We start from the raw sequence: 24,531 nt of genomic DNA, 5'->3' as shown, positions 1-24,531 counted from the left end.
CGGGTCAGCGGGTGAAGACCTTGCCGGGATTGAGGATGCCCTGCGGGTCGAACACACGGGTGATCTGCCGCTGCAGCTCCCACTGGTCGTCACCGAGCTCGTCGGCGAGCCACCGGCTCTTCAGCACGCCTACGCCGTGCTCGCCGGTCAGCGTTCCGCCCAGCCGCAGCGCCGCGCGGAACAGGTCGTCGGCGGCGCGCCAGATGTAGTCCGGTGCCTCGATCACGCCAAACTCGTCGGGCTCGCCCGGGAAGATGAAGTTCGGGTGCAGGTTGCCGTCGCCCGCGTGTGCGACCGTGGGGATCACGATGCCGTGCTCGCGCTCGACGCGCGCGATCTCGTCGAACATCGCCGGGAGGGCGCTGCGCGGCACCGACACGTCCTCGATGAGCGCGGTGCCGAGCGTCTCCATGGCGGGGTGCATCGACCTCCGGATGGCGAGCAGACGCTCGCCCTCCTCGCGGTCGTGCGAGACGGCCACCGTGCCTCCGGTCCTCTGCAGCACCTGGGCGATCGCGTCCGCCTCGGCGCCGGCGGCCGGGCCGTCCGTCTGGATGGTGAGCTGTGCGGCGCCGGGCGTCGGCGGCTCGAGCGAGAGGAGCGCGTGGACGGCGGCGAGGGACGCGGCATCCATCAGTTCCATGATCGCCGGCTGCGCACCGGACGCCGTGACGGCGGCGGACGCCTCGGCCGCCGTCCGCACGTCCGGGAAGGTCGCCGCGATCGTGCAGACCTCGCCGGGCACGAGGCGCCGCAGCTTCAGCGTGGCGCCGACGATGACGCCGAGGGTGCCCTCCGAGCCGATGACGAGCGAGGTCAGGTCGAGGCCCGTCACGCCCTTGACGGTGCGGTGCCCGAGCCGCAGCAGCCGGCCGTCGGCCAGCACGAGGTCGACGCCGAGGACGGCGTCGCGGACGACGCCGTACTTCGCGCACAGCAGTCCGCCCGCGCCGGTGGCGATGTTCCCGCCGACGGTGGAGATCGCGCGGCTCGCCGGATCGGGCGCCCACCACAGGCCGTACTCCGCCAGCGCGGCGTTGAGGTCGGCGTTGAGGATGCCCGGCTCGACGACGGCGAGGAGATCGTCGGGGCGCACCTCGATGATGCGGTCCATCCCGCGCACCGACAGCGCGATCTCGCCGGTGCCGGCGTTCGCGGCGCCCGCGAGCCCGGTGCCGGCGCCGCGGGTGACGACGGGGGTGGAGGTGCGGGTCGCGATGCGCAGGGTCTGCTGCACGTCGTCCACGGACCGCGCGTGCACGACGGCGACCGGGTGCCCGGCGGCGGCGTGACCGGACTTGTCGGCACGGGCCGCCGCGAGCGACGCCGGCGACGTGTCGACGCGATCGCCGAGCGCGGCGCGGAGCAGGTCCAGGGCAGCGGTGCCCTCGCTCATCGCCATCCGGTCAGGACAGCCGGCGCCGGCCGGCGATGAGGCCCGCGGTCACGGCGACCACGCCGAAGGCGAGGCCGATCCAGGCGTTGCCCATCATCCACCACGCGACGGTGGCCGAGGCGTACACGAGCAGCTCGACGATCGCGCGGACGAACGGGTGCACGGCGAAGACCGCGCGGGGCGACACGAACAGCGCCCAGGCGAGGATCGCGGCGACCGGCGCGGCGATGCCCGCGACGATGTTCCACGGGAAGGGCCACATGGTGAAGCCCCACAGTGCGAGCGTGCCGAACGCGAAGATCTCGCAGACGAAGGCGATGATGTCGACGGCCGAGAGGGCCGGGCGGGTGCCCGCCGCGGAGGTCGCCTGACCCGGGCTCGCCGGCGCCGCGGGAGCCTGGGATGCCGGGTGCGCGGGGGTGGGGTTCGGCGTGTCGGACATGACCTCCAGTCTACGGCGCGCTGCCTCCCCGCCGACCCGGGGCGTGCGCGGGGTCCGGGGCGTTTCGTCTCGGTCGCTGGCGCTCCCTCGCTCAACGACCGGGGATCTGCCTCCGGCCGTTGGGCGCCCTTCGATACGCTCCGCGAGACGGAACGTGGCTCCGCGACGACGAGCGAATCGGATCAGAAGCCGGGGTCGGCCACAGGCTCGTCCGCGACCTCGGCCTCGGACGGGTCGGCGACGACGGCGGTCTCGTCGGACGTCAGGAGCGGGGAGGCGAAATGCGACCGGAGGGCGAGCGCCGCGGGGCGATTGCCACCGCGCACGGCCGCGGCGTTCTCGGGGAGGCTCTCGGCGCTCTTGCCGTTGGACTGCCCGGTGCCGCCGCCGCCTGTGACACCGCCGTTGCCGTTACCGGTGCCATTCGTCGGTGTGCCGTTGCCGGTCGAGCCGCCGTTGCCCGTGATGCCGCCGTTGCCGTCCGCGGGCGTCCCGTTGCCGTTGCCTCCGGAGTCGCTAGCGGTGCCGCTGTTGCCGCCCTTGCCCGCGTTGCCCGAGTTCCCGGCATTTCCGGAGTTGGGGATGTTCCCGGAGTTGCCGTTGCCGTTGCCGTTGCCGTTGCCGCTGCCGTTGCCGTTGGCGTTGGCGTTGGCGTGGCCGTCGGCGGTGCCCGGCGTCGTCGGCCCGGTCGCCGGAGTGCCTCCGGTCGCGCCGGCCGCGGTGTCGTTTCCGCTCGCAGCGGCGCCGTTGCTCGTTCCGGGTCCGCCGACGGCGCCGGTGCCCGCACCCGCGTCGCTGTCCGCCGCTCCGGAACGCGAATCGGTGGTGCGCGGGGGCAGCGTCGGGATGTCGGCCGGACCGGGGCCGGGCTCGGCCGCCAGGCGCGTCGCGGTCTCCTCGGCGGAGTCCTCCGGCACGAGCGCCGGCGACGCCGGCTGCTCGTTCGTGATGACGGTGGGGGCCGGCTCGGGCGCGGCCGCGGGGAGCGTCACGGCGGCGGCGACGACGCCGGTGACCACGACGAGGCTCGCCGCGGCAAGGCCGGAGGCCGCGCCGATGCCCGCGAGCGCCGATCCGCCCGCGGCAGCGACGGCCGTCCCCACGGCGGTCGCGGCTCCGGCTCCGGCGACACCGGCTCCCGCTCCGGCGGTGGCCACAGCTCCTGCGCCGACCGCTCCCGCGCCGGCAGCTCCCGCGCCGACGCCGGCCGTCGTGCCGGCGCCCGCGGTCACCGCGGTCCCGGCGCCGACGACGCCGCTCGGGGCGACCGTGACGGCACCGTTCACGACGCCGGACGGCATCGCCGCCAGCGCGACGATCGGCGCGCCGCCGCCTTGCACGGTGGCGAGGTAGGCGGCAGTGCCCGCGGCGCCGACGGCGAGCGGCAGCAGCACGAGCGCCAGGCGACTCGAGACCTCCTTGGCCTCGCTGGCGACGATCGAGCAGCGCACGCAGGCGACGAGGTGACGCTCGAGCTTGCCGTGATCGCGACGGCCGAGGTTGTGGCGGGCGTAAGCGCCGAGATGCTCGATGGCCCACTGGCAGTCCGAGCCGTCGGCGACCGAGCGCAGGTGCGCCTGGATCCACGCCTCACGAAGTCCCTCGCGCGCCCGGAACGTGAGCTGGGCGACGGCCGTCGGCTTCATTCCGAGCAGCGGCGCGATCTCGGCGGGCTTCATCCGCTCGATCTCGGAGTACCAGAGCACCTCCTGCCAGCGCGTCGGCAGGCTGCGGAACGCCTGGTGCGTGAGGCTGCGGTCGATGGCGGCCTCGCTCTCGTGCTCGCCGGCTGAGGGATCCTCGACCCCGTCGAGCTCGTCGTACGTCGTCTCGCGGCGCGCGCGTCCCCACGCGGCCGCGGTGTTGCGGATGCTGGTGAACAGGTAGGCGCGGAACGATCCGGTCGGACCGCCACCCGAGGCGATCGAGTCGTAGATGCGTGTGTAGGCCTCTTGCACCAGGTCGTCGGCGTCGAGGCTCGACGTCATGTTGCGGGCGACCGTGACGCCCGCGCGGTAGTGGCGCCGCCACAGCTCGCCGAACGCCTCGGTGTCGCCAGATCGCGTGCGCAGCACGAGATCGGCGTCGGCGACGACATCGGTGTCGATGTCGGCCTCGCGCACCTCGTCGTGATCCATCGGTCCCCCAGTCCCGGGCACGCGCAGCCACGCGGGTTTCGGGTGTGCGCGGCGCGTGGCGCGCCACGACACGGTCCATTGTCGTCGCCGAACTCCGATTTGACCAGTGGTTCCAGGCGTTCACTCGGGTTCGCGGCACCGGCCGGGGACGCGGCATCCGACCGCTCCCGGGAAATTTCTTCACGAACTCGCGTAATAGAACCGCTCCGACATCGTCTCTCTCGTCAGAAGCGGCAGCCGCCCGCGTGTGGGGCACGGGGACCGGCTGCCCCCCGCGGTTTCACCGCGGACATGGCGGGGCACGGAGGTATCTCGGGGGAGGGACCTCCGGCCCCGCCTTCACTTTTCCCGGGCGAGCGCCGTGCTTCCTTCGCGGGCGTTCGCGGGCGAGTGCCCGCGGCCACGGCCGGGCGCATCGCGCGTGCGGGTCAGTCCTCGCGTCCGGCGACCCAGACCCGCCGGACGGTCAGCTCCGCGTCCAGCAGCACGGCGTCGGCCAGCGCGCCGGGGTCGAGGCGGCCGAGGTCGGGGCGTCCGATCGCCCGGGCGGGGCCGGCCGACGCCGCGTGCACCGCCGTCGTCAGCGGCACGCCCGCGCCGGCGACGTTGCGCACCGCGGCGTCCTGCGTGAGCGTGGAGCCGGCGATCGCGCCGCCTTCGTCGAGCCGGGCGACGCCGTCGGTGACCGTCACGGCGAGCCCGCCGAGGTCGTAGCGGCCGTCGCGCGCGCCGGCGGCGGCCATCGCATCGGTGATGAGCGCGATGCGGTCGCCCGCGACGGCGAACATCGTCGCCACGAGCGCGAGGTCGACGTGTACGCCGTCGGCGATGAGCTCGAGCGTCACGCGCTCGTCGCGCAGGCCCGCGACGACCGGGCCCGGTGCGCGGTGATGGATGCCGGGCATGGCGTTGAAAGCGTGCGTGAGCAGGGTCGCCCCGGCGTCGAAGGCGCGGCGCGTGGTCTCGGCATCCGCGTCGGTGTGGCCGACGGCCACGACCACGCCCGCGTCGGCGAAGCGCCGGATCGCGTCGAACGCGCCCGGCAGCTCGGGGGCGAGGGTCACCTGGCGGATCGTTCCGCGGCCCGCCGCGAGGAGCTGATCGACGGATGCCGCGTCCGGCGCGCGCAGCAGCGACGGCGTGTGCGCGCCCTTGTGTCCCGGATCGAGGAAGGGGCCCTCCAGGTGAGATCCGAGGATCGTGGGATCGTCGGCGCAGAGGTCTGCGATCATCGCGACGCGCGTCGCGAGGTCGTCGACCGCGGCCGTGACCAGCGAGACCACCGCGCGCGTCGTGCCGTGGCTGCGGTGCAGCGCCCGCGCGGTGCGGATGGCGTCGGGGCCCGCGTCGAAGCTCGCGCCGCCGCCGCCATGGCCGTGGATGTCGACGAAGCCCGGGACGAGGCATCCACCCTCGCCGTCGACGGTGCGTTCCGCTCGCGGGGCATCGCCTCCCGCACCGACGGCCGACACCCGCCCTCCTTCGAACACCGCCCAGCCGTCGCGGCGGTCGCTGTCGACCGCAGCCGACCCGAAGACCCGGACCGAGTGGACGATCGTCGTCGCGTCGGGCGTCCTGCTCATTCGGAGGCCCAGGGGATCTCGTCGGACGGGTGGAAGCCGATGCCCATGCTCGTCCACAGGGGGCCCATCGCGCCGACCCGCTGCCGGAACGACGACCATGTGCGCAGGTCGCTCTCGCCTGTGGCCGGCGACCAGGCCGCCTCGGCGGCGGCCGCGATGCGCGGGAACGCCATCGTGTCGATGTCGGCGGCGGTGCGGACCGTCTCGGTCCACAGCGGGGCCTCCACGCCGAGGATGCCGGAGTCGTCGACCCCCGGCACGACGTCGGAAGGCTCCCACGCGTACGCGCGCTCGACGCTGGTGGGGCCGTTCGCCCACGTGAGGCCGAGGGCGGGGCCGTTCGGATATTTCATGTCGAGGTAGATCGCGTCGGCGGGGGAGAGGATCAGCTGCGCGCCGTTGTCGACGAACCGCCGGGCCTTCTCGCCGGCGCCCTCCTGCGGCGTCACGAAGCCCCAGTACTGGCCGATGGTGGTGTCGGCGATCTGCGACGCCGAGCCCGCCTCGTGCCATGCGACCGGCGTCTTGCCGAGGTCGGCGATGATCGCGCTCGCGCGCGTCACGAACACGTCGAAGTCCTCGTCGCTGGTGCTGAGCGACTCGTCGCCGCCGAAATGGAGGTACGGCCCCGGGGTCATCGCGGCGAGCTCGCCGAACACGTCGGCCACGAAGTCGTAGGTCGCCTCGTCGTGGATCTTCAGCGACGAGAACCCGACCGCCATCCCGTCGTAGGGCGCACCCGCCCGGGGCTCGTCGCCGCCGTAGTCGCGGATGATGTCGCGCATGTGGTCGCTGATCACGGGAGTCTCGGCCAGCTCGGGATAGGCGAGCCCGACCGCGTGGGTGTGCCCCGGCATGTCGATCTCGGGCACCACGATCATGTGACGGGATGCCGCGTACTCGACGATCTCGCGATAGTCGGCCTTCGTGTAGAAGCCGCCCGGGTCGCCGCCCACCGCGGTGCCGCTCGCGCGCTCGGTCAGCGCGGGCCGGGAGTCGAGCTGGATGCGCCAGCCCTGGTCGTCGGTGAGGTGCAGGTGCAGCGCGTTCATCTTGAGCGACGCCGCGCGGTCAATGTAGCCCTTGACCGTCGCGACGTCATGGAAGTGCCGGGCGACGTCGAGCATCACGCCGCGGTACGCGAAGCGGGGCGCGTCGTCGATCGTGACGGCCGGGATGATCCAGGCGTCGCCGTCGCGCGCGATGAGCTGGCCCAGCGTCTGCACGCCGTAGAAGAGGCCGGCCGCGTCGGCGCCGGTGATGACGACGGATGCCTCGTCCACCGCGATGCGGTACGACTCCGGCTCTCCGCCTCCCGGCGCGTCGACGCGCAGCTCGATGGCGCCCTCTCGGCCGGAGCCAGCCGGGCTCAGCCCCGTGCGGACCTCGACGATCGCGGCGAGGGCGGCCGCGGCATCCGCATCTCCTGTCATCGGAGTCCCGGCGCCGAGCCGGAACGGCGCGCCGGTCTCAGGCTGGATGGCGGCGGGTGCGGGGACGACGGCGGGAAGCGACACGGTGTCTCCATTCTGTGCGACCGGGGCGCACGCTGTCACGGCGGCGAGCGACAGCAGCACGGCCGCGAATGCGGCGGCTACGGCGGCCCGTCCACGGCGACGGTTCATGTAAAGAGTCCTTACAAAAGGGATCGGCCTCAGCTTATCGGCTGTCCGTCCGTTATGCTCGGGATGTCGCGACTGGCGTTGAGGTGGGCCACCACCGGGGAGCGACCGACTACGGCATTCGACCGCACGCCTGGGCCGATGTGGGACACCCCTATCTTCAAGCCGTGAGTCAGGAGATCGCATGACCGATCAGTTCTTCAACGCCCCTCTCGCCGAGGTCGACCCCGAGATCGCCCAGGTGCTCGATCGTGAGCTCGAGCGTCAGCGCGGATACCTCGAGATGATCGCCTCCGAGAACTTCGTGCCCGTCTCGGTGCTGCAGTCGCAGGGCTCGGTGCTCACGAACAAGTACGCCGAGGGCTATCCGGGTCGTCGCTACTACGGCGGCTGCGAAGAGGTCGACGTCGCGGAGGAGCTCGCGATCCAGCGCGCGAAGGACCTCTTCGGTGCCGAGTTCGCCAACGTCCAGCCTCACTCCGGTGCCACCGCGAACGCCGCCGTGCTGCACGCGATCGCGCGCCCCGGCGACACGCTGCTCGGCCTCTCGCTCGACCAGGGCGGCCACCTGACCCACGGCATGAAGATCAACTTCTCGGGCCGGCTCTACAACATCGTCGCGTACGGGGTCGACCCCGAGACCTCGACCATCGACATGGACGAGGTCGCCCGGCTGGCGCGGGAGCATCAGCCCAAGGTGATCATCGCGGGCTGGTCGGCGTACCCGCGTCAGCTCGACTTCGCGAAGTTCCGCGCGATCGCCGACGAGGTGGGCGCCACCCTGTGGGTCGACATGGCGCACTTCGCCGGTCTCGTCGCCGCGGGTCTGCACCCCAACCCGGTCCCGCACGCGCACGTTGTGTCGTCGACGGTGCACAAGACGATCGGCGGCCCGCGCTCGGGCTTCATCCTCACCAACGATGCCGACATCGCCAAGAAGATCAACACCGCGGTCTTCCCCGGCCAGCAGGGCGGCCCGCTCATGCACGTGATCGCCGCCAAGGCCACCGCGTTCAAGCTCGCCAAGACGCCCGAGTTCAAGGAGCGCCAGGAGCGCGTCCTGCGCGGCGCGCACATCATCGCCGAGCGCCTGTCGCAGCCCGATGTCGCCGGCGCGGGGATCGCGGTCCGCTCGGGCGGCACCGACGTGCACCTCGTGCTGGTCGACCTGCGCAACGCCGCGATCGACGGCAAGCAGGCCGAAGACCTGCTGCACGAGATCCACATCACGGTCAACCGCAACGCGGTGCCCAACGACCCGCGTCCGCCCATGGTGACGTCGGGCCTGCGCATCGGCACCCCCGCGCTCGCCACCCGCGGTTTCGGCGACGCGGAGTTCACCGAGGTCGCCGACGTCATCGCGCTGGCGCTCCAGCCCGGCGCCGACGTCGAGGCGCTGCGCGCACGCGTGGCCGCACTGACGGCGGCGTTCCCGCTCTACCCGGGTCTGCAGCAGCACTGAGGGGCCCGGATGCCGCGGCCCCGGGCCGCCGGTCGGCCCGGCCCGCGGCATCCACCCCCGCCACGGCCCGCGAGAGTACTGCTGGTGGACGAGGGAGTGGGTGGTTCCCTACCCTTCGTCCACCACCTGTACTCTCGCGGATCCCGGTGGGGCGATACCGCATGAGGATCGAGGAGATGAGCATGACCGCACACACGCTCGACGGCAAGGCCGCGGCCGCGGAGATCAAGGAAGAGCTGCGCGAGCGCGTCGCCGCGCTCAAGGAGAAGGGGATCACGCCGGGCATCGCCACGGTGCTCGTCGGCGCCGACCCGGCCTCGCAGCTGTACGTCGGCATGAAGCATCGGCAGTCCGAGTCCATCGGCATGAACTCGATCCAGCGCGAGCTGCCGGCCGACGCGACGCAGGAGCAGGTCGAGGCGCTGATCGACGAGCTCAACGCCGACCCCGAGTGCCACGGCTACATCGTGCAGCTGCCGCTGCCGAAGCACCTCGACACCGACGCGATCCTCGAGCGCATCGACCCCGCGAAGGACGCCGACGGCCTGCATCCCACCAACCTCGGCCGCCTGGTGCTCAACGTGAACGCCCCCATCACGACCCCGCTGCCGTGCACGCCGCGCGGCGTCATCGAACTGCTGGTGCGCAACGACTACGACCTTCGGGGCAAGGACGTGGTCGTCGTCGGCCGCGGTGTCACCATCGGCCGCTCGATCGGGCTGCTGCTGACGCGCCGCGAGATCAACGCGACCGTGACCCTCACCCACACCGGCACGGCAGACCTGTCGCACCACCTGCGGCAGGCCGACGTCATCGTGGCCGCGGCGGGGGTCAAGCACATCGTGCGCGCCGAGGACGTCAAGCCCGGCGCGGCCGTGCTCGACGTCGGCGTCACGCGCGAGGACGACCCCGAGACCGGCAAGGCGAAGATCTACGGGGACGTGCATCCGGACGTCGCCGAGGTCGCCGGCTACCTCTCGCCCAACCCGGGCGGGGTGGGGCCGATGACCGTCGCCCTGCTCATGACGAACGTCGTCGAGGCCGCGGAGCGCGCCGCCGGCTGACCACCCGCCCGGTATCCGTCCGAGCACGGCCCGCCGTGACGCGCCACGTGCGAGAGTGGGCGGATGCCGTCGCCACAGTCGCTCACCGACACAGAACGCCGACTCGTCGCGGCGTGGGCTGCCGACTGCGCCGAGCGCGTCCTGCCGCTGTTCGAGGCGGATGCGCCCGGCGATGACCGGCCGCGGGACGCGATCGCCCGCGCCCGCGGATTCGCGCGCGGCGAGCTCGACGCCGCCGGTGAGATCCGCCGGCGCTTCGTCGCCGGCCGGGCCGCGCACGCCGCCGCGGCACCTGCGGCGGTCGCAGCCGCACGCGCGGCCGCGCAGGCCGCCGGGGCGGCGCACATGGGAGCACACGCGCTCGGCGCGGCCGCCTACGCGGCGCGAGCCGCCGGCCTCGCCGCGGCCGACCCGGATGCCGCCGTCGCCGACGAGCTCGCATGGCAGCTCGCCCGGATGACCGACGACGTCTCGGCGGCGCTGCGCCTGCTGCCGCCGCTCGGGAACGACTCCGCCGGTCCGCTGGGCGCAGGCCTGCTCGCCTCGGGCGATCTCGGCGCGCACATCCGGACGCTGCAGGCGGCGATCGGCGTGGCGCAGGTCTGAGGGTCAGCGCAGCGCGGCCGGCCGGGCAGCCAGCGCGCGCGGTCTGCCCCGGCGGTCGGCGCGTCAGCCGACCGCGACCGCCTCGCGGGCCCGGGGTGTCACGGACTCGGCGTCCGTCGCCCCCAGCGACGCCATGCCGCCGACCCAGCGCTCGCGGTCGGTGTCGGCCCGGTGCCGCACCTCGGTGAGGCGCGTGACGGCGCGGACCTTGACGCCGCAGTACTCCAGCGTGGCGTTGCGCAGCGAGCGGATGGCCGCCTCGCGGTAGACCCAGGCGTTCCAGAACGACGGCGAGTCCATCGTCATCACGATGCGCGCGGTGCGTCCGCTGAGCAGCTTGTCCCACAGGCGCCCGGTCGGGCGGTACCGGTGGGCGAAGCCCGACACGAAGACCCGGTCGATCCAGTTCTTGAGCGCCGCGGGGTACGAGCCCCACCACTGCGGGAAGAAGAAGACCAGGTGGTCGGCCCACTCCACGTCGGCGACGGATGCCGCGACCTCCGGAAGCAGCGGCACATCGGACTCGTCGCGGGGAAGGCGCAGTTCCTCGCGTCGCGTCGGCTGAGGCAGGGCGGGCTGTTCGGCCAGGTCGACGACGCGGACCTCGGCTCCGCCGGCGCGCGCGGCGTCGGCATAGGAGTGGGCGAGTGCGTGATTGAGGCTCGCCGCGAGCGGTGTGCCGATCACGACGAGGATGCGAGGGGCGGTCATGCGGAGAACTCCTTCGTGAGTGCGGCGGCAGGCGCCGCCTTCTGCGGGATGAGGGCGGTGAGCGCGACGAGCTGCGCGTTCAGCCGCGGGGCGTCGATCGGGTCGTCCGCGAGGGCGGGGTGGGCGAGCATCGCGGCGAACTCGCGCTCGAGGACGCCGCCCGCGTCGCGGACGAGCGCGGCGCCCTTCGGCGTGAGCGAGAGCAGGACGCTGCGGCCGGCGCCGACGGGGGACTCGGCCTCGATCCAACCGGCGTCGACGAGACCGGGGACGCGCTTGCTGACGGCGGCCTTGGTCACGCCGAGGCAGCGCGCGAGGGTGGTCATGTCGGTGGGCTCGGTGTCGGCGAGCACGGCCAGGAACTGGAAGTGGTTGAAGCTCACGCCGTATCCGGCGCGCAGCACTCCGTCGGCGTAGGCGTCGAGCTCGGCGATCAGCTCATGGAGGGTGAAGGTGAGGCGGTCGGACACGTTACTGAGTAAACCAGTTGACTCACGGTGAGTCAACCAGTTGACATGGTCTGTCCAGCGGATGCCGCAATTCCGGGTGTCAGGCCAGCCGCGCCTCCGCGGCGGCCAGCGCCGCGCGCGCCCCGTCGGTGGGCGCGACGGCGATCAGCCCGCGATACAGCCGCACCAGCGTCGCGACGTCCAGCTCGCCGGTGCGCGCCCGATCGCAGTGCACCGCCTGGATGGCCGCCTCGAGCTGGAACCGTCCGAGCGGCCGGCCGAGCGCCGAAGCCCGACGCAGCAGCGCGGCGGCCTCGGCGATGAGCGTGCGGTCCCAGAGGCCGGCATCCTGCTCGTCGAGTGGCGGCCAGGGGCGGGTGGTGCGCGCCGGCACGCGCGCCTGCGCGTACGTGAGGAGGGCGGCGAGGCCCCACGCCTCGGGCTCATCGGCGAGGAGGCTCGCAGTGAGCACCGCGAGCCACCGCGCCTCGTCGGCCAGAGATGCCCGCGGATCGTCGCCCTGCTCGAGCCAGTCGATCGCGTAGGCGCCGTAGATCGCCTCAAGCACCGCGGGGAGCCGTGCGGGCATGTCGGGGCGCTCCGGGATGCGGAACGGGATGCCGGCGTCGCGGATCCGGCGCTTGGCGCGCACGAGGCGCTGGGCCATCGTCGCCGGCTCGACGCCGAACGCGCGGGCGATCTCGGCGGCGTCGAAGCCGAGCACCGTCTGCAGCATGAGCGGCGTGCGGATCGCCGGATCGATCGCGGGGTGCGCGCAGGCGAAGAGCAGCTCGAGACGCCGGTCGGGGATCGCCTCGCGCCGCGAGAGGACCGAAACGGCATCGGGCGCCCGCTCGTCGGCGAGCGCCTGGGCGATGCCGCCGTCCAGCGGGACGCCGGTGCGATGCGCCGCCGAGCCGAGGGCGTCGCGCAGCCTGTTGCGAGCCACGGTGACCAGCCATCCTTCCGGGTTGGCGGGGATGCCGTCGTCCGGCCACGTCCGCAGCGCTCGCTCGAACGCATCGGCGAGCGCGTCTTCGGCGAGCGGCAGGTCGCGCGTCGACGCGGCGACGACCGCGAGGATGCGGCCGTAAGAGTCCCGGGCCGTGCGCTCGGCGACCGCGCGGGCGTCACCCGCGGCCGCGGCGCGTCCGTCGCGCCCTCCGGCGCGATGCGGACGCGGCACGGGGGCGGGCATCAGTGCGCGAACGGGGTCCAGGCGCCGTCGCGGAAGTGCGTGGCGCTCGGGCGCACCTCGACGGCGCCCCAGCCGACGGACGGTGCGCGGCCGGCCCACGCGATCGCCGCGTCGAGGTCGTCGACGTCGATCACGAAGGTGCCGCCGAGCTGCTCCTTGGTGTCGGCGAACGGCCCGTCCTGCACGCGCGGCGCGCCGTCGGCGGCCGTCACGGTGGTGGTCACCGCCGACGGCTGCAGCACCTCCGCCGACACCAGGACGCCGGCGTCGTCGAGCGCCTTGGCGTACGCGTCGAACTCGCGCATGCCCTCGGCCCAGGCGTCCGGGCCCATGTCGTCGACGGTCATCTCGGGGTAGTGGAGGAGGAGTGCGTACCGCATGGCGTCGTCCTTTCGTTGGGTTGCGACACCCTCATGACGATCGGCGCACCGCCCGATCGACAGGTCGGGCCGATCAGCTGCCGAGCTCGTCGAGCATGCGCCGCTGCTCGTCGGTGAGCCCGTCGTCGCGGGTGCGCCGCTCGGCGCCGGGGGACGGCGCGCCGCCCGGGTAGGTGTCCAGCGGGTCGGCGTCCGCCGGGGAGGCGGCATCCGTCTTCTTCGCCTGCCCGCCGGTCGCACGGTCGTACAGCGCGCCGGCGTGCGACTCGACGCGGTCGTCGATCGCGCCGTAGATCGCCCACCCGACGATGAGGATGACGGGCGGCAGCACCCAGCCCCAGAAGGCGCCGAAGATCCCACCGCCGATCGAGACGCCGGTGAAGACCACCGTCGCGATCCACACCAGCAGGGCCACCGCGAAGGCGAGCAGGAACTCCACCAGCTTCTCGCCGGCCCGGGTGCGCTGGTGCGCCGACTTCGCCGCCATCGAGCGGAACCACTTCTCGACCAGCGGCTTGATCCAGATGACGATCGCTGTCAGGACGATGCCCGCCCACAGCGCTGCCCAGCCCACACGGGCGGGGGTGAGCCAGCCCACGACCAGCAGCACGACGATGTTGAACACCAGCAGCGACACGAATCGGACGACCCACTTCTTCATGGGTTCACTGTGCCACGTCGGGCGCACGCGGGGGGCGGATGCCGCAGCCGCCGCCCGCGCTCGCAGCGACGGCTGCGGGCGTCAGTACGAGGCGCGGTCCGCGGAGCCCGGAGCGGTGCCGGGAGCGGTGGCCCAGCGCGCGGCGAGGGCCTCGGAGCCGCGGGCCAGGAGTGAGACGTCGGCGCCGACGAGGACGAAAGAGGCCCCCGCCTCGAGGTAGGCCTCGGCCACGGCCGGGTCGAAGGCGTTGACGCCGACGGGCTTGCCGGCGCCGCGGACGGCCTCGAACGCGCGGTGCGCGGCGGCGACGACGTCGGGGTGGGTCTGCCGGCCGAGCAGCCCCATCGACGCGGCGAGATCGGACGGCCCGACGAAGACGCCGTCGACGCCGTCGACCGCGGCGATGTCGGCGGCAGCCTCGACGCCGGCCGCGGTCTCGATCTGCACGAACAGCGAGACGTGGTCGTCGGCGTTCTGCAGGTAGCCGTCGACGCGGTTCCAGCGGGCCGAGCGCGCGAGCGCCGAGCCCACGCCGCGGTTGCCGCGCGGGGGATAGCGCACCGCGGCGACGGCGGCTTCGGCATCCGTCCTCGACGACACCATGGGCACGAGCAGATTCTGGGCCCCGAGATCGAGCACCTGCTTGATCGTGACGACGTCGCCGATGGGCACGCGCACGACCGGGGTGACGGGGTAGGCGGCGACCGCCTGCAGCTGGGCGAGCACCGACTCGAGGCCGGTGGGGGAGTGCTCCATGTCGATGAGCACCCAGTCGAGGCCCGACCCCGCGCAGATCTCGGCGACGAGCGGCGAGCCGGAGCACACCCACATGCCGGCGAGCGGGCGGCCGGCGCCGGCGAGCGCCTCGCGGAAGGTCGGGCTCAGACGAAGCGGCATTCGATCACTCCCATGGGTCCGTAGTCGCACCTGACGCTATCGCCCCGCGACACCCAGAGGGGGCGCGTGAACGACCCCGCGAGGATGATCTCGCCGGCTTCGAGCCGCGCGCCGTGCTGGTGGAACTTGTTCGCGAGCCACGCGACGCCGGTCGCGGGGTGACCGAGCACGCCGGCGGCGACCCCCGTCTCTTCGATCTCGCCGTTGCGGCTCAGCACGCCGGGAACCCAGCGCAGGTCGATCTCGTCGGGCCGCTTGCGCATGTCACCGAGCACCATGGCGCCGTAGGCGGCGTTGTCGGCGATGGTGTCGACGATGGTGCGGCCTTCCAGCTCGATGTGGGAGTTGAGCACCTCGAGGGCGGGCACGGCGTAGTCGATCGCAGCGAGTGCGTCGTCGAGGGTGGCGTCGGGCCCTTCGAGGGGCTGTTTCAGCACGAAGGCGAGCTCGACCTCGATGCGAACGTTGGAGAAGAGGTCGACGGGGATCTCGGCGCCGGTCTGGTAGACGGTGTCGTCGAACATCACGCCGTAGTCCGGCTCGGTGATGCCGGTCGCCTGCTGCATCGCCTTGCTGGTGAGCCCGATCTTGCGGCCCACGAGCCGGCGGCCGGCCGCGACGTTGTGGTCGCGCCACACGCCCTGGATCGCATACGAGTCCTCGACCGTCGCGTCGGGGTACCGGGCGGTGATGCGCGGGATCACACCGTGCGCGCGGTCGGCCTCGGCCAGCTCGGCCGCGATCGCCGCGATGTCGTCGGGATGCAGCATCCGTCTCTCCTCATCGAATCTGGCGGGGTGTGTGCGTGCATGTCCCACTTTCGTTCGTTCCCGAGCTCGGTAGGGGTCGAAAGTGGGACATGCTCCACCGAAATCGGGACACGCACTGCCCGGGGAGCGGCAGGGCGGTGGGATGCCGCGACTACAGCTGGTGGCCGAGCTTGTACTCGCCCTGCTTGTACTCGGGCATCGCGTCGGTGTCGTCGGGGCGCGTGTACGAGAAGCCGTCGGCGCCGATCGTCACGGCCATCTCGGAGTCGTCGGTGCGGGCGACCACCGGCTGCGGGTTGCCGTCGAGGTCGAGCACCAGCGACGCCTCGGTGTACCAGGACGGCACGACCGGGTTGCCCCACCAGTCACGGCGCTGGTTGTCGTGCACATCCCACGTGACCACGGGGTTGTCGGGGTCGCCGGTGTAGTAGTCCTGCGTGTAGATCTCGACGCGGTGGCCGTCGGGGTCGCGCAGGTAGAGGTAGAACGCGTTCGAGACGCCGTGGCGGCCGGGTCCGCGCTCGATCGCGTCGGAGCGGCGGAGGGCGCCGAGCTTGTCGCAGATCGCCAGGATGTTGTGCTTCTCGTGGGTGGCGAAGGCGACGTGGTGCATGCGGGGGCCGTCGCCGCCGGTCATGGCGGTGTCGTGGACGGTGGGCTTGCGGCGCATCCAGGCGGCGTAGACGGTGCCCTCCTCGTCCTGGATGTCCTCCGTCACGCGGAAGCCCAGCGACTGCATGAAGTTGACGGCGCGCGGCACGTCGGGGGTCACCTGGTTGAAGTGGTCGAGCCGCACCAGCTCGCCCGGGGTGTGCAGGTCGTAGCGCCACGAGAGGCGCTCGACGTGCTCGGTCTGGAAGAAGAACTCGTACGGGAACCCGAGCGGGTCGGTGACGCGCACCGAGTCGCCGATGCCCTTGACGAAGCCCTCGGCCCGGCGCTCGACGCGGCAGCCGAGCTCGTCGTAGAAGGCGACGGCCTTGTCGAGGTCTTCGGCCGAGCGCACCCGGTACGAGAACGCGGCCACAGCGGCGACCGGTCCTTGGCGCAGCACGAGGTTGTGGTGGATGAACTCCTCCGTCGAGCGCAGGTAGATCGCCTGGTCGTCCTCCTCGGTGACGTACAGGCCGAGCACGTCGACATAGAACTCGCGCGACGCGGCGAGGTCGGTGACGACGAGCTCCATGTACGCGCAGCGCAGGATGTCGGGCGCCGGCGCGGACGGCGTCGGGATCGGGTTGTCGGAGAGGATCGGCGCCTCCTGGCTCACGAAGAAGCCGGAGGAGGTGCGGGTCATCTGGTCACGGTGGGTCATGTCGCGTCCTTGCGTTTACGTGGGTGCGGGGCGTTTCGTCTCGCTTCGCTCGCGCAACGACCGAGAATCCGGTCGTTGAGCGAGGAGCGAAGCGGCGAGACGAAACGCATGAGCGGATGCCGCGGCTCAGGCCTGCAGCTTCGTGGCGGCGGCCGTCTGCTCGGCGTGGCGGTCGGCTCGGCCGAACGTCGGGTTGTGGGCGGGGCCGAGCGTGATGTGCACGGCCTGCTGGTCGGTGTAGAAGTCGATCGAGCGGTAGCCGCCCTCGTGGCCGAGGCCCGATGCCTTCACGCCGCCGAACGGCGTGCGAAGATCGCGGACGTTGTTCGAGTTCAGCCACACCATGCCGGCCTCGATGGCCTGCGAGAAGTTGTGCGCACGCTTCAGGTCGTTGGTCCAGACGTAGGCGGCGAGGCCGTACTTCACGCCGTTGGCGAGGGCGAGCGCCTCCTCGTCGGTGTCGAACGGGGTGATCGCGACGACAGGCCCGAAGATCTCCTCCTGGAAGATCCGGGCGTCCGGTGCGACGTCGGCGAACACCGTGGGCCGCACGAAGTTCCCTTCGTCGAACCCGTCTGGGCGTCCGCCGCCGGCGACGAGGCGCGCCTCGGTCTTGCCGATCTCGATGTAGCTCACGACCTTGTCGTAGTGCTCCGGGTGCACCAGCGCTCCCACTTCGGTCGCGGGGTCGTGCGGGTATCCGACGACGACCCGCTCGGCCTGCGCCGCGTACCGCTTCACGAACTCGTCGTAGATCGGGCGCTCCACCAGGATGCGCGAGCCGGCGGTGCAGCGCTCGCCGTTGAGCGAGAAGACGCCGAAGATCGTGGCGTCGATCGCCGCCTCGAGGTCGGCGTCGGCGAAGACCACGGCCGGGCTCTTGCCGCCGAGCTCCATCGACAGGCCCTTGAGGAACGGCGCGGCGTTGCCGAAGATGATCTGCCCCGTGCGGCTCTCGCCGGTGAAGGAGATCAGCGGCACGTCGGGATGCTTGACCAGTGCGTCGCCGGCATCCTCACCCAGTCCGTTCACGAGGTTGAAGACGCCCTGCGGCAGTCCCGCCTCCTCGAAGATCCCCGCCCACAGCGACGCCGACAGCGGCGTGAACTCCGCGGGCTTCAGCACCACGGTGTTGCCGGTCGCGAGCGCGGGGCCGAGCTTCCACGACTCGAGCATGAAGGGCGTGTTCCACGGCGTGATCAGCCCGGCGACGCCGATCGGCTTGCGGTTGACGTAGTTCATCTGGCGGCCCGGCACCTTGTAGGCGTCGTCGGCCTGCGCGACGATCAGGTCGGCGAAGAACCGGAAGTTCTCGGCGGCGCGGCGGGCCTGACCGAGGGCCTGCGTGATCGGCAGCCCCGAGTCGAACGACTCGAGCTCGGCGAGGCGCGCGTCGCGCGACTCGACGATGTCGGCGACGCGGTGCAGCACGCGCGAGCGCTCGCGAGGCAGCATCCGCGGCCACGGCCCGTCCGTGAACGCGCGCCGCGCGGCCGCGACGGCACGGTCGATGTCTGCCTCCTTCCCGGCGGCGGCCTGCACGTACGTCTCGTTCGTGACCGGGTCGAGCACGTCGAACGTGCCGCCGTCGGCTGAATCGACGAAGGCGCCGTCGATGTAGTGCTGGATGCTGCTCGGCAGCCCTTCGGGCACGTGCCGTGCGGCGGCGGCGCGCTGCGCTTCCCGTGCGGGGGCGGTGTCGGTCATGTGTCGCTCCTTCGTCGGAGATTCGATCGGATGCCGGAGGCCCGGCATCCGCGCGGTTCAGAAAGCGGGAAGGCCCAGGGCCTCGTCGGGGTGCTCGTGGATCATGTAGGCGTCGAGAGTGGCGGCGCGATGGCGGCGTGCCGCCTTCTCGATCTCACCGAGGGGCGCTCCCGCCTCGATGAGCTGGACGATGTTCTCGTGCTCGGCCACCGATTCCTGCGCGCGCCCGGGCACGAAGCTGAAGGTCGAGTCGCGCAGGTGACCGAGCCTGCCCCATTCCGCGTTGACCAGCTCGAGCATGCGCGGGTTGGCGCACTTGGAGTACAGGGTCGAGTGGAACTCGTGGTTCAGCGCGGTGAACGCGCGCGGATCGAAGTGCTCGAGGGTCTCGATCATGAGCTCGTTGATGCGGCGGGCGTTGCGCAGGTCCTCGGCTGTCAGCCGACGGGCGGCCAGCGCCGTGGCGGTGCCCTCGAGGATCGACAGGGCCTGCATGCTGTGGCGGTACTGCGAGTCGTCGACCATCGACACGCGTGCGCCGACGTTGCGCTCGAACGTCACGAGGCCCTCGGCCTCGAGCTGACGGATCGCCTCGCGCACCGGGACCACGCTCATGTCGAGGTCGCCGGCGATGGAGCCGAGCACGAGCCGGTAGCCCGGCGTGAACTCCTGGTTCGCGATGCGCTCCTTGATCCAGTGGTACGCCTGCTGCGACTTGCTGAGCGCGGCGTCATTCGCTGCCGCGGGCAGGGACTCGAGCGGGGTCATGCGCGGCCTGCCTCTCGGGCGTCGTACTTCGCGCGCCATGCGGCGTTCATCGGGAAGAGGCCGTCGACCGGGTGCCCCTCGGCGACGCGCTGCGCGATCCACGCGTCCTCGTCCTCCTGTGCGAGAGCCGCGTCGACGACCTCCTCGGCGATGGCCGGAGGGATCACCACGACGCCGTCCGCGTCGCCGACGATCACGTCGCCGGGCTGCACCGTGGTGCCGCCGCAGGCGATCGTCACGTCGCCCTCCCACGGCACGTGCCTGCGTCCGAGGACCGCCGGATGGGCGCCGGCGGAGTACACCGGAATGCCGACCGCGGCGACGGCCGCGGCATCCCTCACCCCTCCGTCGGTCACGATGCCGGCGGCGCCGCGCGCGTGCGCACGGATGGCCAGGATGTCGCCGAGCGTTCCCGAGCCGGGCTCGCCGCGCGCCTCGATGACGACGACCTCGCCGTCGCCGACCGCGTCGAACACCCGCTTCTGCGCGTTGTAGCCGCCGCCGTGCGAGGCGAACAGGTCTTCGCGGTTCGGGACGAAGCGCAGCGTGCGGGCGGTGCCCACGAGCTTCGCCTCGGGGTGGAGGGGACGCACGCCGTCGATGTGGACGTTGTTCAGCCCCCGCTTGCGCAGCTGCGCCGACAGCCCGGCGACCGGCACGGCCGCGAGCTTCGCCCGCAGGCCGGGGGACAGGGCCGGTGCGCCCGTGTCGTCGGCCGGGAGGCCCGCCGCCTCCCGCGAGCCCCACGCCTCGGTGCGCTGCAGGTCGTCGACCGACGGCAGCGAGCCGAGGGCTGCGTCGAAGGCCGCCTCGCCCTGCACGACCGTGGTCACCAGGCGTCCGGAGCTCGGGCCGCCGGGCACGTCGACCTCGACCTCGACGAGGTCGCCGGGGGAGGCCACCGACGAGCCGGCGGGGGTGCCGGTGAGGATCACATCGCCGGGCTCGAGGGTGAAGTGCTGCGAGAGGTCGGCGACGAGCTGCGTCAGCGGGAAGATCATGCCGGCCGACGTGTCGTCCTGTGCGAGCTCGCCGTTCAGCCACGTCCGTACGCGCAGCGCTTCGGGATCGACCGTGCGTGCGTCGATGAGCGCCGGGCCCAGGGGGGTGTAGCCGTCACCGCCCTTCGACCGCACGTTCGAGCCCTTGTCGTTCGCGCGCAGGTCGTAGAGGCCGAAGTCGTTCGCCGCGGTGACCCACGCCACGTGGTCCCAGGCGTCGGCGAGACCGACGCGGCGGGCCGGCGTGCCGATGATCAGCGCGATCTCTCCCTCGAACGCGAGCAGCTCGGTGCCCGCGGGGCGTTCGATCGTGGAGCCCGACGCCGCGACAGAGCTCGACGGCTTGAGGAAGTACGACGGATGCTGCGGCCGGCGTCCGCGCTGGTCCGCACGCGATGCGTAGCTGAGGTGGATCGCGACGATCTTCCCGGGACGGCCGCCGAGGGCGGCGTAGCGCGGATCGGCCGGGGATCCCGATGGTGCCGGGGTGGCGGCATCCGTCATCTCGTCCATCCGAGCTCCTTCACTCTTGCGTCGTATTCGAAATCGTATATGATCATCGCGCACCCGGCAACCATTCCCCGGTCGCCGGCGACGACGACGTCAGTCCCCGACACAGGAGTCACCCCATGAGCACCACACAGCCCCCGCAGGGCTTCACCCCCACCGGCACCATCGCCACTGCGGCCGATCGGCGCCGCGTCGTCTTCGCGACCGTCGTCGGCACGACGGTCGAATGGTACGACTTCTTCATCTACGCATCCGCGGCCGGTCTGGTCTTCGGGCAGCTGTTCTTCGCCCCTGCGGGCGAGGGATTCGCACAGATCCTCAGCTTCCTCACCGTCGGCATCAGCTTCCTCTTCCGCCCGTTCGGGGCGTTCCTCGCCGGCCACTTCGGCGACCGGTTCGGCCGCCGCGTGGTGCTCATGTGGACCCTCATCCTGATGGGCGCCGCCACCACGCTGGTCGGACTCCTCCCGACGTACGCCGCGATCGGCATCGCCGCGCCGATCCTCCTGATCTTCCTTCGGATCCTGCAGGGCATCTCGGCGGGCGGCGAATGGGGCGGCGCCGTTCTCATGGCCGTCGAGCACGCGCCTAAGGCGAAGCGCGGCATCTTCGGCGCCTCCCCGCAGATCGGCGTGCCGCTCGGACTGCTGCTCGCGTCGGGCATCATGGCCCTGATGGCGCTCATCGCCCCCGGCGACGCGTTCCTCGAGTGGGGCTGGCGCGTGCCGTTCCTGCTGAGCGTCGTGCTCATCCTCATCGGCTGGTACGTCCGCCGTCGCGTCGAGGAGAGCCCGGTTTTCACCGAGCTCGCCGAGCGCAAGGAGAAGGCGCAGATGCCGATCCTGCAGCTGTTCCGCCGTCACGCGCTGCTCGTCATCATCGCCGCACTGGTGTTCGCCGGCAACAACGCCGTCGGCTACATGACGACCGGCGGCTACATCCAGCGCTACGCGACCGACCCCGAGGGGCCGGTCGGACTCCAGACCGCCGACGTGCTGGGCGCCGTGACGCTCTCGGCCGTGTCGTGGCTGGTCTTCACGTGGATCGCCGGGTGGCTGTCCGACCGCATCGGCCGGCGCACGACCTACATCATCGGCTGGCTGCTGCAGCTCACCGGCGTGCTGCTGCTGTTCCCGCTCGTCAACACGGGCGACGTCGTGCTCCTGGCCGTCGGCCTCTGCGTGCTCACCATCGGCCTCGGCTTCACCTACGGGCCGCAGGCGGCGCTCTACTCCGAGCTCTTCCCGGCCTCGATCCGGTTCTCGGGCGTCTCGATCTCGTACGCGATCGGCGCGATCCTGGGCGGCGCGTTCGCGCCCACCATCGCGCAGTGGATCGTGCAGACGACCGGGTCGACCGCCGGCGTGACGTGGTACCTCGCGGGTATGACGGTCATCGGCCTCATCGCGACGCTGCTGCTGCGCGACCGCTCCGGCATCCCGCTCGGCCCCGACCACGAGGCCGAGCAGGAGGTCAGCCCCGTCTACGGCCTCGCGAAGGCCTGACGCCGGCGGCGGATGCCGCGGCACGAGCCCCTTCGCGGGCGCGGGCCGCGGCATCCGTCGTGCGCCCGGCGGCCGGCGCTCTGCGACGGCGGCGGACGGCGTCAGGAGTTCACGCGGATGATCTCCTGCTGGTACGGCGCCACCACGGCGCCGGAGATGCGGCAGTCGAGCACCAGGAAGGGACGGGATGCCTCGGGCTCGGCCGCCCAGGTCGCCAGCCGGTCGAGGTCGTCCAGGGTGCGCACCACGACGCCCTCGGCCCCGACGCCGGCGGCGAGAGCGGCGAAGTCGACCTCGGGGATGAGCATGGGCTCCTTCGCGAGGCCCTTGAGGCCGTAGAGGTTCACCTCGGCGCCGTAGGCGGCGTCGTTCCACACGACCGCGAGGCCGCGCCCGCCGGCGACGCGCACGGCGCTCTCGAGGTCGGCCAGCGCCATCAAGCCGCCGCCGTCGCCCGTCGTCAGCACCACGGTGGCGGACGGCTTCGCGAGCGCGGCGCCCGGCACCGAGGGCCAGCCCAGCCCGATGGACTGGAACGCCGTGCCCACCATCGTCATCCGGTCGGGCGACGCGACGGGCCAGTACATGTTCGCCCAGCCGATGAAGTGGCCGCCGTCCGACACGACGACGCGGTCCTCGGGCAGCAGCCGGCCGATGCGCACGGCGACGCTGCGCGGGTCGAGCCGGCCGTCGGCCGCCGTGCCGTCGCCCGGCTCGTACGCGCGCCGCGACGCGATGTCGACGCTCTCGCGCCAGCCGCTCGGCTCACCGCCGCGGGTCCGCAGCGCGTCCGCGACGGCACGGGCCACGACCGCGGCATCCCCTCGCACGTAGCCGCCCACGTGCGGGTGGGTCGCGGCCGCGGCGACGTCGACCTGGAACACGCGCGTGCCCGGCGCGAACAGGTCGCCGAACCGCATCGTGAACTGGTTGAGCGATGCCCCGAACACCACCGCGAGGTCGGCCTCGCGTACGAGCGCCATCGCCCCTTCGGCGCCGAAGCCGCCGGTCACGCCGAGGTCGAACTCGCCCCGCGGGAAGATGCCGCGCCCGAGTGCGGTCGAGGCGGTGACGGCGCCGGTCAGGTCGGCGATGTCGCCGAGCGCCTCGCCGGCGCCGCAGATCCATGCGCCCCGTCCGGCGAGGAGGAACGGGCGCTCCGCCGACGCGAGGGCGTCGACCAGTCCTTCGACCGCTCCCGCGGCGAAAGCGCCCGCAGGCGTGAGCGGCACGGGGCGGCGTGGCTCCGGTGCCTCGGGAAGCGCCCCGGCGTCGCGGGCCGCGACGTCGTAGGGGATCGCGAGCACCGTCGGCACGCGATAGGTGAGCGCGTGCTCGATGGCGATAACCGTGGTGGCTGCGGCATCCGCTCGCCCGACGGTATAGGTGCGCGCGCCGACGGCTGACGCGAGGGCGATCTGGTCGACGTCCCACGGGCGTGGGCCCGACGTCGGCTCGTCGCCGACCACGAGCACGAGCGGCACGTGCGCCTGCACCGCCTCGGCGAGGGCGGTGAGGGTGTTGGTGAAGCCGGCGCCGTACGTCGCCGTCGCCGCCGCGAGTCGCCCGGACGCGCGGTGATAGGCGTCGGCGGCGACCACGCCGCCGGCCTCGTGGCGGACGGCCGTGAAGTGCACCTCGGTCGAGCGCTCGAGGGCGTCGAGGAAGTACGCGTTGCCGTTGCCCATGACGCCGAACACGTGATCGACGTGGCGGGCGAGGGTGAGGGCGACGTGCGCGGAGACGGACGTGGTGGGCGAGACCGCGGGCATGGCGGGGCCTTTCGAGACGGAACGGAGGATCAGACCGTATGTGTCTCGCGCGTGCGCGCTGCGTGCCCATTTTTCGAGCACCGGCGGGCGTCGCTGCCGCCGGACGAGTCGAGTATAGGACTTCGGCCAAGATGGAAGTCATGAAGACGATCCAGCTGCGCCGGTACACGCTCGTCGAAGGGGAGTACGACGCCTTCGTCGCGTGGTGGACCGAGTGGATGCCGAAGGTCCGGCCCGCGGCCGGCTTCACGATCGAGTTCGCCTACGGCCTGCGCGAGAGCAACGAGTTCGTGTGGGCGGTCAGCGCCGAGGGCGACGAGGAGGCCTTCCTTGCGCTCGAGAAGGCGTACATGGCCTCGGACGCGCGGGCAGAGGCGTTCGCGGGCGTCCCCCAGCGCGTGGCGGAGTACAACATCCGGTTCGTGACCGAGTACCCGACGACGGCCTGACGCGAGCTCGACCCGTTTCGTCTCGAGCGAGACCGGGACGCGGCCCCTGCCGAACTCCACAGATCCGGCGGGCGCCCGCCGCGCCCGTCCCCGATCCGGCCCGGTCCCGCGCAGATCCGTGGAGT

Annotated in this window: 22 protein-coding genes and 1 riboswitch; of the genes, 5 read left to right on the top strand and 17 right to left on the bottom strand. The window is 72.4% G+C overall.

Annotated features, from left to right (window positions below; all coding sequences use genetic code 11):
• Window positions 1–4: 4 nt before the first annotated feature.
• The 5 genes from R8Z57_RS11940 to R8Z57_RS11920 form a co-directional block, all read right to left on the bottom strand.
• The gene (locus R8Z57_RS11940) at window positions 5–1,402 is read right to left on the bottom strand and encodes an FAD-binding oxidoreductase (protein ID WP_378722778.1); all 1,398 of its coding nucleotides are present in this window, start codon (window positions 1,400–1,402) and stop codon (window positions 5–7) included.
• A gap of 4 nt (window positions 1,403–1,406) precedes the next feature.
• On the bottom strand, window positions 1,407–1,838 hold the full coding sequence (locus tag R8Z57_RS11935) for a YrdB family protein (RefSeq protein WP_318353986.1): 432 nt from the start codon (window positions 1,836–1,838) through the stop codon (window positions 1,407–1,409).
• Window positions 1,839–2,020: 182 nt separating this feature from the next.
• Entirely contained in the window at window positions 2,021–3,976 is a 1,956-nt protein-coding gene (locus R8Z57_RS11930) for a sigma-70 family RNA polymerase sigma factor (protein ID WP_318353985.1), read from the bottom strand.
• A 428-nt stretch (window positions 3,977–4,404) separates the two neighbouring features.
• The gene (nagA, locus tag R8Z57_RS11925; protein ID WP_318353984.1) at window positions 4,405–5,559 is read right to left on the bottom strand and encodes an N-acetylglucosamine-6-phosphate deacetylase; all 1,155 of its coding nucleotides are present in this window, start codon (window positions 5,557–5,559) and stop codon (window positions 4,405–4,407) included.
• On the bottom strand, window positions 5,556–7,076 hold the full coding sequence (locus R8Z57_RS11920) for a family 20 glycosylhydrolase (RefSeq protein ID WP_318354088.1): 1,521 nt from the start codon (window positions 7,074–7,076) through the stop codon (window positions 5,556–5,558). Before R8Z57_RS11920 ends, nagA begins: the two co-directional genes overlap by 4 nt.
• Window positions 7,077–7,242: 166 nt before the next feature.
• Window positions 7,243–7,327, top strand: a riboswitch (ZMP/ZTP riboswitch).
• 38 nt (window positions 7,328–7,365) lie between these two features.
• Between R8Z57_RS11920 and glyA the strand changes: the two genes are divergently transcribed.
• The 3 genes from glyA (at window position 7,366) to R8Z57_RS11905 (ending at window position 10,313) form a co-directional block, all read left to right on the top strand.
• Complete coding sequence (gene glyA / locus R8Z57_RS11915) at window positions 7,366–8,643, top strand: serine hydroxymethyltransferase (RefSeq protein ID WP_318353983.1); 1,278 nt, start codon at window positions 7,366–7,368, stop codon at window positions 8,641–8,643.
• 182 nt (window positions 8,644–8,825) lie between these two features.
• Complete coding sequence (locus tag R8Z57_RS11910) at window positions 8,826–9,707, top strand: bifunctional methylenetetrahydrofolate dehydrogenase/methenyltetrahydrofolate cyclohydrolase (RefSeq protein WP_318353982.1); 882 nt, start codon at window positions 8,826–8,828, stop codon at window positions 9,705–9,707.
• Window positions 9,708–9,770: 63 nt separating this feature from the next.
• Window positions 9,771–10,313, top strand: a complete 543-nt coding sequence (locus tag R8Z57_RS11905; RefSeq protein WP_318353981.1) for a putative immunity protein — start codon at window positions 9,771–9,773, stop codon at window positions 10,311–10,313.
• Between the two features lie 63 nt (window positions 10,314–10,376).
• On the opposite strand, the gene R8Z57_RS11900 is transcribed toward R8Z57_RS11905, so the two are convergent.
• The 11 genes from R8Z57_RS11900 to R8Z57_RS11850 all read right to left on the bottom strand — a co-directional run bounded on the left by R8Z57_RS11900 (window position 10,377) and on the right by R8Z57_RS11850 (window position 20,683).
• Entirely contained in the window at window positions 10,377–11,024 is a 648-nt protein-coding gene (locus R8Z57_RS11900) for an NAD(P)H-dependent oxidoreductase (protein WP_318353980.1), read from the bottom strand.
• Entirely contained in the window at window positions 11,021–11,494 is a 474-nt protein-coding gene (locus R8Z57_RS11895; protein WP_318353979.1) for a MarR family winged helix-turn-helix transcriptional regulator, read from the bottom strand. Before R8Z57_RS11895 ends, R8Z57_RS11900 begins: the two co-directional genes overlap by 4 nt.
• Before the next feature lie 79 nt (window positions 11,495–11,573).
• Window positions 11,574–12,671, bottom strand: coding sequence for an RNA polymerase sigma factor (locus tag R8Z57_RS11890; RefSeq protein ID WP_318353978.1), 1,098 nt, complete (start codon window positions 12,669–12,671; stop codon window positions 11,574–11,576).
• On the bottom strand, window positions 12,671–13,051 hold the full coding sequence (locus R8Z57_RS11885) for a YciI family protein (RefSeq protein WP_318353977.1): 381 nt from the start codon (window positions 13,049–13,051) through the stop codon (window positions 12,671–12,673). Before R8Z57_RS11885 ends, R8Z57_RS11890 begins: the two co-directional genes overlap by 1 nt.
• 73 nt (window positions 13,052–13,124) lie before the next feature.
• Window positions 13,125–13,712, bottom strand: coding sequence for a hypothetical protein (locus R8Z57_RS11880; protein ID WP_318353976.1), 588 nt, complete (start codon window positions 13,710–13,712; stop codon window positions 13,125–13,127).
• A gap of 81 nt (window positions 13,713–13,793) precedes the next feature.
• On the bottom strand, window positions 13,794–14,609 hold the full coding sequence (locus tag R8Z57_RS11875) for an HpcH/HpaI aldolase family protein (RefSeq protein ID WP_318353975.1): 816 nt from the start codon (window positions 14,607–14,609) through the stop codon (window positions 13,794–13,796).
• Window positions 14,594–15,379 carry a 2-keto-4-pentenoate hydratase gene (locus R8Z57_RS11870; protein ID WP_318353974.1) on the bottom strand — a complete coding sequence of 262 codons (786 nt, stop codon included), beginning with the start codon at window positions 15,377–15,379 and terminating at the stop codon, window positions 14,594–14,596. The genes R8Z57_RS11875 and R8Z57_RS11870 overlap by 16 nt, the downstream gene beginning before the upstream one ends.
• 151 nt (window positions 15,380–15,530) lie before the next feature.
• Window positions 15,531–16,694, bottom strand: coding sequence for a 3,4-dihydroxyphenylacetate 2,3-dioxygenase (hpaD, locus tag R8Z57_RS11865; protein ID WP_318353973.1), 1,164 nt, complete (start codon window positions 16,692–16,694; stop codon window positions 15,531–15,533).
• Between the two features lie 126 nt (window positions 16,695–16,820).
• Entirely contained in the window at window positions 16,821–18,401 is a 1,581-nt protein-coding gene (hpaE, locus tag R8Z57_RS11860) for a 5-carboxymethyl-2-hydroxymuconate semialdehyde dehydrogenase (RefSeq protein WP_318353972.1), read from the bottom strand.
• Between the two features lie 57 nt (window positions 18,402–18,458).
• Window positions 18,459–19,169, bottom strand: coding sequence for a GntR family transcriptional regulator (locus R8Z57_RS11855; RefSeq protein WP_318353971.1), 711 nt, complete (start codon window positions 19,167–19,169; stop codon window positions 18,459–18,461).
• Complete coding sequence (locus R8Z57_RS11850) at window positions 19,166–20,683, bottom strand: fumarylacetoacetate hydrolase family protein (RefSeq protein ID WP_318353970.1); 1,518 nt, start codon at window positions 20,681–20,683, stop codon at window positions 19,166–19,168. The genes R8Z57_RS11855 and R8Z57_RS11850 overlap by 4 nt, the downstream gene beginning before the upstream one ends.
• 116 nt (window positions 20,684–20,799) lie before the next feature.
• Here R8Z57_RS11850 and R8Z57_RS11845 point away from each other — a divergent pair, with 116 nt between their 5' ends.
• Window positions 20,800–22,185: an MFS transporter gene (locus tag R8Z57_RS11845; RefSeq protein WP_318353969.1), complete on the top strand. Its 1,386-nt coding sequence runs from the start codon at window positions 20,800–20,802 to the stop codon at window positions 22,183–22,185.
• Between the two features lie 101 nt (window positions 22,186–22,286).
• Here R8Z57_RS11845 and R8Z57_RS11840 read toward each other — a convergent pair whose 3' ends face one another.
• Window positions 22,287–23,957 (bottom strand): thiamine pyrophosphate-binding protein, encoded by a 1,671-nt coding sequence (locus tag R8Z57_RS11840; protein WP_318353968.1) that lies wholly within the window; start codon window positions 23,955–23,957, stop codon window positions 22,287–22,289.
• A 140-nt stretch (window positions 23,958–24,097) separates the two neighbouring features.
• On the opposite strand from R8Z57_RS11840, the gene R8Z57_RS11835 reads away from it, so the two are divergent.
• Window positions 24,098–24,406, top strand: a complete 309-nt coding sequence (locus tag R8Z57_RS11835) for a hypothetical protein (protein WP_318353967.1) — start codon at window positions 24,098–24,100, stop codon at window positions 24,404–24,406.
• The last annotated feature ends 125 nt before the right edge of the window (window positions 24,407–24,531 follow it).

Origin of the sequence: Microbacterium sp. M3 (assembly GCF_033548675.1) — a bacterium.
Classification (GTDB): Bacteria; Actinomycetota; Actinomycetes; order Actinomycetales; family Microbacteriaceae; genus Microbacterium; species Microbacterium arthrosphaerae.
This window is presented reverse-complemented; position numbering and strand designations above follow the sequence as displayed.

What these genes read in the sequence shown, in the direction of transcription:
- hpaE (WP_318353972.1), bottom strand. Translation starts at nt 18,401, where the DNA reads ATGACCGACACCGCCCCCGCACGGGAAGCGCAGCGCGCCGCCGCCGCA.
- glyA (WP_318353983.1), top strand. Translation starts at nt 7,366, where the DNA reads ATGACCGATCAGTTCTTCAACGCCCCTCTCGCCGAGGTCGACCCCGAG.
- R8Z57_RS11885 (WP_318353977.1), bottom strand. Translation starts at nt 13,051, where the DNA reads ATGCGGTACGCACTCCTCCTCCACTACCCCGAGATGACCGTCGACGAC.
- R8Z57_RS11935 (WP_318353986.1), bottom strand. Translation starts at nt 1,838, where the DNA reads ATGTCCGACACGCCGAACCCCACCCCCGCGCACCCGGCATCCCAGGCT.
- R8Z57_RS11855 (WP_318353971.1), bottom strand. Translation starts at nt 19,169, where the DNA reads ATGACCCCGCTCGAGTCCCTGCCCGCGGCAGCGAATGACGCCGCGCTC.
- R8Z57_RS11835 (WP_318353967.1), top strand. Translation starts at nt 24,098, where the DNA reads ATGAAGACGATCCAGCTGCGCCGGTACACGCTCGTCGAAGGGGAGTAC.
- nagA (WP_318353984.1), bottom strand. Translation starts at nt 5,559, where the DNA reads ATGAGCAGGACGCCCGACGCGACGACGATCGTCCACTCGGTCCGGGTC.
- R8Z57_RS11875 (WP_318353975.1), bottom strand. Translation starts at nt 14,609, where the DNA reads ATGCCGCTTCGTCTGAGCCCGACCTTCCGCGAGGCGCTCGCCGGCGCC.
- R8Z57_RS11890 (WP_318353978.1), bottom strand. Translation starts at nt 12,671, where the DNA reads ATGCCCGCCCCCGTGCCGCGTCCGCATCGCGCCGGAGGGCGCGACGGA.
- R8Z57_RS11910 (WP_318353982.1), top strand. Translation starts at nt 8,826, where the DNA reads ATGACCGCACACACGCTCGACGGCAAGGCCGCGGCCGCGGAGATCAAG.
- R8Z57_RS11840 (WP_318353968.1), bottom strand. Translation starts at nt 23,957, where the DNA reads ATGCCCGCGGTCTCGCCCACCACGTCCGTCTCCGCGCACGTCGCCCTC.
- R8Z57_RS11900 (WP_318353980.1), bottom strand. Translation starts at nt 11,024, where the DNA reads ATGACCGCCCCTCGCATCCTCGTCGTGATCGGCACACCGCTCGCGGCG.
- R8Z57_RS11880 (WP_318353976.1), bottom strand. Translation starts at nt 13,712, where the DNA reads ATGAAGAAGTGGGTCGTCCGATTCGTGTCGCTGCTGGTGTTCAACATC.
- R8Z57_RS11940 (WP_378722778.1), bottom strand. Translation starts at nt 1,402, where the DNA reads ATGGCGATGAGCGAGGGCACCGCTGCCCTGGACCTGCTCCGCGCCGCG.
- R8Z57_RS11845 (WP_318353969.1), top strand. Translation starts at nt 20,800, where the DNA reads ATGAGCACCACACAGCCCCCGCAGGGCTTCACCCCCACCGGCACCATC.
- hpaD (WP_318353973.1), bottom strand. Translation starts at nt 16,694, where the DNA reads ATGACCCACCGTGACCAGATGACCCGCACCTCCTCCGGCTTCTTCGTG.
- R8Z57_RS11870 (WP_318353974.1), bottom strand. Translation starts at nt 15,379, where the DNA reads ATGCTGCATCCCGACGACATCGCGGCGATCGCGGCCGAGCTGGCCGAG.
- R8Z57_RS11850 (WP_318353970.1), bottom strand. Translation starts at nt 20,683, where the DNA reads ATGGACGAGATGACGGATGCCGCCACCCCGGCACCATCGGGATCCCCG.
- R8Z57_RS11905 (WP_318353981.1), top strand. Translation starts at nt 9,771, where the DNA reads ATGCCGTCGCCACAGTCGCTCACCGACACAGAACGCCGACTCGTCGCG.
- R8Z57_RS11930 (WP_318353985.1), bottom strand. Translation starts at nt 3,976, where the DNA reads ATGGATCACGACGAGGTGCGCGAGGCCGACATCGACACCGATGTCGTC.